The following is a 7,089-nucleotide window of genomic DNA, read 5'->3' as shown; positions in this document are numbered from 1 at the left end:
TCTAATGAAATTAGAACTTCCTTCAGGTGTAGACGTAGAAATTAAAGTGTGATAATATCCACTTTGCTATGATAAAAAAAGCCTTTTCCAATTTAGGGAAAGGCTTTTTTTGTTAATAAGCATCAACCTTAAAAAAAACTTAAAAAAGCATATAGAAAATTTATCAATTCTCATTATTTAAATAGATAAATTAAATCTAATTGTTAAATATTTATTATTTTTTTTAAAACATTAGATATATCATAATAAAATATTACATTTGTCGCCTTAATTTGATAAATATGAAGAAAAAATTAACTACATTACTGCTTCTAGGTAGCATTCCGTTGGCATATGGACAATGGAGCAAAGCTGTGCCTGATAGCGATGTGACAAGAAAAAGTGATAATAATACTTATTACAAGCTAGATATTGAAACTATTAGAGGTCAGTTACTGGCGGCTGATAAAGTTGATAATAAAGCAGGAGCAGTTACAATTACTATGCCGACACTGGATGGTAAGCTTGAGCGGTTTGCTGTCAGCAGCTTTCCTGTGATGGATGAAGCTTTGGCAAATAAATACCAGTTAGGTTCTTACGTAGGAGTAGGAATTGATGATCCTACAAAGTATGTGAGATTCAGTGTGGCACCTAATGATTTCCAATCAATGATCATCACCAATGGTAAATATGAGTTCATTGAACCTGCTACCGCTGATAAAGCTTATTACTCCATTCACGGAAAAACAAGTAAAACAGGTGCTTTTGTTTGTGGAACCAAAGAAAGCCCGGAATCTATTCAGAAACTGAATGAATTGGCAAAAAATGGCTTAGCAGAAAAATCAGGGAATAAAAAATACCATACTTTAAGACTTGCTGTGTCCGTAACAGGTGAATATGGCGCATATTATGGAAGTGCAGCAGGAGCCCTCACCCAGATCAATGCAACAATGACCAGAGTAAACGGTGTTTTTGAACAGGAATTTAACCTACACCTTAATGTCATCAACGCTCCAAATCTTATTTTTACTAATGCATCAACAGATCCCTATAGTGCAGCATCATCCATGTGTAAATGGAATAATGAACTAATGAATGTGCTCCACGGAGGAACATATGGTGTTACGGATGCAGATTTTGACATAGGCCATCTTTTCGGAAGATCCGGTGGTGGTGGTAATGCAGGCTGTATTGGCTGTATCGGAAGTAATGATGTGACTACTACTTCATATACAGCAGCAAATGGGGGGTGTGGATATGCTTATATTTCACCAGATAATTATAAAGGAAGTGGAATCACCTCTCCTGGAACTGGAGCGCCGCAAGGAGATAATTTTGATATTGACTATGTTGCTCACGAAATGGGACATCAACTAGGGGATTCTCATACATATAGTTTTTATGAGCAATATCTTAATAAGGAAATGGAACCAGGATCTGGATCTACAATAATGGGTTATGCGGGTATAACAGGAACTAATACAGACATTCAGCCACATTCTGATCCTTATTTTCATAGTGCAAGTATTGATCAGGTACAGGCTAATCTGGCTTCAAAAACAGTAGATGTTGAGACAGATATCAGCAATAATCCTCCTGTTGTTGCATCAATGTCAACAACATATACTATTCCGAAATCTACAGCTTTTGTGCTGACAGCAAACGCAACTGACCCTGATGGCGATGCTTTGACATATTGTTGGGAGCAGATGGATGCAAGTAAATTAGCAGGAGGTATCGGGCAAGCTGCTACTTCTAATGCATATGGTACTGCTTCTGTAATAGGTAATACAACTTCTGGTGCAAGTTTCAGATCTTGGGCACCAACATCCGATCCCACAAGATATTTCCCTAAACTTTCTACTGTTTTGGGCGGAGCTGTAAAAAATTTATCAGACTTTGAAGCAGCTTCAACTGTGGCAAGAACTACAAATTTCCGTGTAACTGTTAGAGATAATAAAGCAGGAGGGCAGGCTCAGACTGCATATGCTACTCAAGTTATTGTTGTAGGTTCTGCAGCAGCGTTTACTGTTAATACACCACCTACACTAACTGCAAATGGGAACTCTACTATTACTTGGGTAGTTTCTGGTACAACAGCATCTCCATATAATGTTGCTAATGTAAAAATTGATTTTACTTCAGACAGTGGCGCAAACTGGACAACTCTGGCAGCTTCTGTTCCAAATAGCGGTTCTGCTACTGTTTTTGTTCCGGCTTCTTTAGTTGGTAAAACAGGTCACATAAGGGTTTCTGCGATAGGAAATGTTTTCTATGCGGTAAAACCAGCAACGGTAAGTGCAACTTTAGCAGTGTCTGATGTTAATAACACAAAATCTGTACAGGTATATCCAAATCCGGTAAAAGATGTTCTGAACGTTTCCAATGTTGCAGCTAATGCTTCATACGAAATCTTCAACTCAGCAGGACAGATTGTTTCCAGAGGAACTTTGGATAGCGGCAGAGCAACTGTGAACAGATTGGTAAAAGGTGTTTACTTTATCAATATAGAAAATGCAGGCACAACAATCAAAACTAAGTTTGTAAAAGATTAGTAGCTGAATTTTAATAACTTTAAGACCTCTATTTTTGGAGGTCTTATTTTTTATCAATATTTGATTCAGAACATATGAAAAGCAAAAATTTTTTCGAAAGATTCGCAAACTGGGCCACCAAATTTACCGGTAGTTCAGCGGCATTTATATCGGCCACATTGATTGTAATCATCTGGGCGGTCACAGGTCCTGTTTTTAATTATTCGGAAACCTGGCAATTGGTGATCAATACCGGAACAACCATTATTACCTTTCTGATGGTCTTCCTGATTCAGAAAGCTCAGAATAAAGATTCGAAAGCTATCCAGATTAAATTGAACGAGCTTATAGCTTCTAATGAAAAAGCAAGTAATAGAATCGTAGATATCGAAGATCTCACCGAAAAAGAACTGGATCAGTTGCATTGCTACTACGAAATGCTGTCTGACTATGCTGAGAAGGATGAAGATATCCATCAATCGCATTCTATTGATGCGGCGAAGAAGAATCAGGATCATAAATACGAAGCTTTTCAGAAGCGCCACGAAGAGTGGCTTTCCAGACAAAATCAAAAAAAGGAATCTTAGTGATTCCTTTTTCTTATTTTATTTCTTCATAAAATAGTCAAAATAAGAACAGCTTTCGCTTAGACTTTTTACAGCTTCTGTATCGCTGAAGTTTTGTTTCAGCTGTGTGAAATAAGTCCTGAACTTCTCATTTTTCATATTAGCAAAATCAATCTCTCGTTGTTTGGATTTTTGTTCCCAGTTTTTGTCATCATAAGACACACTTGGCTGTCGGGCTTCCCACTGATAATATTTACCTTGCTCAGCGCTGGCCATCTGGAAAAGTATTCTTGCCTTTTGCTCTTTGTCTCCGGAATTTTGCAAAGCTTTAGTATAAAATTGAATGGACAGATCAAAGTTGTCCGGTTTTATAAAAACATTAGAACCATAATTTTTATAGTAATATCTGAAAGGACTTTCATCATTTCCAAAATAATATTTTCCACCATTGGAATTGTCAATATCCATCACAAAAACTTCTCGGTAATAACCTAAAACCGAAGTGTTATAAAGCAAATTCCCGATCAGCTGATTCGCTTTTGAAGATATCTCACCTTTGTTTTTACCGGTTTGTTGAAGTTTCAATACAGCATCTGCAAGCTCCAGCTTATTCATCTTTTGTTTGATGAATGGAAAATCATTTACAAAACCTTCGGCTTTCATACTAACATTGTCAGGGCTTTGGTAACTTTCCCACACGTTATGTCCGAAAATTAATCCTGAAATATTACTGAATCCATTATATAGACCGGAAGTGTTTTGATATTTTACATAATTTCCGCTATTATAATCATAATAACCTTCGGGCAAAGGAATACCTGAAAAATGAACGGCTTTCTCATAATATTTTTTGGCATTGGCGAAGTCGGCATTTCTCATCGCAAAATCGCCATAGATCATATTAAAGAATGCTTCGGTATCGCCAACATTGTTAATGTTTTTAGCAATGATCTGGCTTTCAAAAGTAGATTTATCTTTTTTATTAAAGAATGCCTGGAGTTTTTTGGCCAGGTTCAGATTCGGATTGAACCGAAGATCTGACAATTGATTGTTCATCAGGAAAGATTTCGCATCATCACCTTGCAGAAAATACCGGTTGGCAAGAATATCTTTGAGGAAATCGTGTGTCGAAGGCGCTGTATATTCCTCATATCCGAAATTTTCTGCAGTGCTGTCGGTTTCCATTTTCTTTGGTTTTTCTTCAAAGAACTCACGGTAATCTTTATAAAGATGTTCCTCAAAATCCGATGTGATTTTTGGCTGTGAGACGATATCATTCAGCATTTTCATTCTCTGGATCTGGGATTGATAAGCTTTGTCATTGGTGTTGATGCTGTTCAGAACTTCTGAGCTGCCATCATAATCTTTTTGAAGAAATTTCAGGTAGGCATCCGCAATTTTCCAGAAGTCGTCTTTGCTTTCGTCTTTTATTTTGGCAGTAAATTCCTCAAGGTCGGAAATGTAATTGACAGGTTTATCATTGTCATTATAATAATAGCCATATTCCGGTTTGTTGAAAAAGGGGATTCTGTCCGGATTTTCTAAATATTGCTTATCAGAAAGATCATTGCTGCGATCAGTTTTTTCGGAAGATTTTGAACTAAAAATACTTTTGAACCATCGCACGATTCTTTGCCAAAGGGATAATTCGTGTTTTTCAGAATTTTCCTTATCATTAACTTTTGGCTGCTCTATTGTTTTATCAGTTGTGTCTTGTGTATCAGGATTCTGATAATAATAGATCGGAAGATAATTTCTTTCCAGCTCATTAATGGCTCTTGCGCCCAGAACTTTCAGCATTTCAGATTCCGGATCTATGTCATAGATCTTTTTCATCATTGGGAGCGGATCATTAAAATCCTGGTAGCCCAAAAGAAAATAGGCCATCGTTTTTTCCCGATCATTTCCGGCGCGTTTCAGAATATTATTGAAAGAAGCGCTGTCAGAAAGTTTCATGGATACAAAAGCATCTCTTTTCAGAGATTTCGAATTCATAAAAACCTGGAAAAAATGCCAATTGGCTTCCTCGTTTTTGCCAAGTCCGCGTTCGGCACCGGCAAACTGATCCAAGGCAAGATAATATGGTGCGGATTTAATTTTTAGTGGTTCAACATATTTTCTAAAAGCATTAGCAGATTCCTCAAAATGCCTGGTGTAATGATTAAATCGCACCAGCTGATATCCGTAACGCAATTTGATTTCAGGATTTCTGGCCGAATTATAAAGCGAGTTGAGAGCGGCAATTGTTTTATTGTAATCAAGGTCAGTAGCGTTTTTATTATCCGTTTCGGAGCGGTAGTAGAAAGAATCCGGGCTTTCCACATAACTGATTCGCATATACGGCTCCAGATATTTGGCCTCAATCAGGTAATCAATGCCTTCCTTGTATTTGACGTAAAAGGAATTTCCAAGCTTTGCTAATATTGGTTCGGATGCAGTTTTCCCGGCCTTGATTGCGTTTAGTGCCTGTAAAGCAATATGATTTACCAAATATTCCGTTTCACGGTAATTCAACTGATTCCCGAAATATTTTTGCCAGTTTTCTATATTTTCATTAGGAATTACAGCTTTTTCATCTTCGTAGAATCTTGAAGAATATGACAGCAAAAATGGTGTGAAAGATTTATCACGGATAATATTTTGTGTAAAAAGATTGAAATAATCATAATCCGGATCGTACCACGCACAAGCTTTAGACTGATTGAAAAATGCAGAAGCAAGAACAAAGCTTAAAAGGAATTTTTTCATAGTTTAAGTTTTTTATTAACGGTTGAAATTTCTGTTTCTGATAAACCTTTCGTCCAATTGATAATATATGATGTTAAATTTAGGAATTTTCCGGCCGAGAAAATTCACGGCTTCATTTAAGGTTTGTTCCGGGATCTGTTCCACTTTCACCCTGAAACCTCTATTGAGATAATAACCAAAAAAGAAACCATCTTTCTTTACAACGGCTTCGTTTTCCGAAATTTTTTCTAAATTCTTATGATTAAGATCTTTTTCCGACAGGGCATTAATCAGTTTATGTTTTCCGAAATGGTTGGTGATGATTCCCCAGGAATAGATGGGCAACGCAACGTCTATCTTTTTTATAGGATAATTTTGAACATCAGAAAGATAATTTTTCAGGATCTGAATATCAAGTATTGAATTTTTATCCGAGTTTTCCAAAGGAGAGGAAGTAGAATAACACATCAGGTAAACTTTGCTCACAGGCGGAATTCCCATTGTAATTTTATCTTTTACCTGATGGAGCCGCAATGTGGAAGTGATTTCTGTATGGGAAAGCGCTTTAAGTTTTTTTAAAAAATTAAAATAATCATTTTTTGTTCCGGCTGTCCAATCACAGTCGATTTGGATTTCCGAAGCGTCTTTGAAACTTAGTTCTTTTGTTTTCTTTTCGATAAGTTGATGAATGCTTTTGACAAGAAAATCAATTTCAGAATCTTTGATGTAAAGAAATGTCCTGTTCGTGATAAAAATTACCGGAACAATATGTTTTGAGCTACGAAAATTTTCTGATTTCGAGATAACGCTGACCGGCTGAAACTTACCATCCACTTTATCAACATCAAAAAATCTGACGTATAAATTGACCAGTGGTGATTGTTCCAGTACAGCCCTTTCCGATTCTTTTAAGGATAATCTTGTTTTCCAGTAATAAAAACCATAGGTGTGATTTTTTTCTTTACTGCAACCGAAGAATAACACGAGAATTAAAACTGGAAATATTTTTTTCATAATCAAATTTAAAAATTCAACGTGTAAAACTTGTGAAATTTTCCAGATCCGGGCTAAATCATTAAAAATCAAAATATTTTATTGTAAATATTTGTCAGTTTGAAAATTATCCATAAATTTGCACACTCATTTTAGGGAAGGAGTATGCCTATTTCAGACATAGAATATGACGAAAACCGCTAAAATGCTGAACTAAAATATAATAGATATATATAAATAATGTCAGGTATTATTGGTAAAAAAATCGGTATGACATCTTTGTTTAACGA

The 7,089-nt window shown here is 36.1% G+C and carries 4 protein-coding genes; 2 read left to right on the top strand and 2 right to left on the bottom strand.

The window, feature by feature from the left end; all coding sequences use genetic code 11:
• Positions 1-281: 281 nt before the first annotated feature.
• Positions 282-2,534, top strand: coding sequence for a reprolysin-like metallopeptidase (locus tag ACE3RB_RS19510; RefSeq protein WP_374465737.1), 2,253 nt, complete (start codon positions 282-284; stop codon positions 2,532-2,534).
• Positions 2,535-2,608: 74 nt separating this feature from the next.
• Positions 2,609-3,100 (top strand): low affinity iron permease family protein, encoded by a 492-nt coding sequence (locus tag ACE3RB_RS19505; RefSeq protein ID WP_374465736.1) that lies wholly within the window; start codon positions 2,609-2,611, stop codon positions 3,098-3,100.
• Between the two features lie 18 nt (positions 3,101-3,118).
• Here ACE3RB_RS19505 and ACE3RB_RS19500 read toward each other — a convergent pair whose 3' ends face one another.
• Both ACE3RB_RS19500 and ACE3RB_RS19495 read right to left on the bottom strand, forming a co-directional pair.
• The gene (locus ACE3RB_RS19500) at positions 3,119-5,827 is read right to left on the bottom strand and encodes a hypothetical protein (protein WP_374465735.1); all 2,709 of its coding nucleotides are present in this window, start codon (positions 5,825-5,827) and stop codon (positions 3,119-3,121) included.
• Between the two features lie 15 nt (positions 5,828-5,842).
• Complete coding sequence (locus ACE3RB_RS19495; RefSeq protein WP_374465734.1) at positions 5,843-6,820, bottom strand: hypothetical protein; 978 nt, start codon at positions 6,818-6,820, stop codon at positions 5,843-5,845.
• Positions 6,821-7,089: the final 269 nt, after the last annotated feature.

Origin of the sequence: Chryseobacterium sp. (genome assembly GCF_041914225.1) — a bacterium.
GTDB lineage: Bacteria > Bacteroidota > Bacteroidia > Flavobacteriales > Weeksellaceae > Chryseobacterium.
Note: the sequence above shows the minus strand (reverse complement) of the source record. Positions and strands in the feature narration are given on the sequence as shown.

Bases quoted from the DNA above. Each gene is read 5' to 3' on its own strand.
- ACE3RB_RS19510 (WP_374465737.1), top strand. From the start codon at position 282: ATGAAGAAAAAATTAACTACATTACTGCTTCTAGGTAGCATTCCGTTG.
- ACE3RB_RS19505 (WP_374465736.1), top strand. From the start codon at position 2,609: ATGAAAAGCAAAAATTTTTTCGAAAGATTCGCAAACTGGGCCACCAAA.
- ACE3RB_RS19500 (WP_374465735.1), bottom strand. From the start codon at position 5,827: ATGAAAAAATTCCTTTTAAGCTTTGTTCTTGCTTCTGCATTTTTCAAT.
- ACE3RB_RS19495 (WP_374465734.1), bottom strand. From the start codon at position 6,820: ATGAAAAAAATATTTCCAGTTTTAATTCTCGTGTTATTCTTCGGTTGC.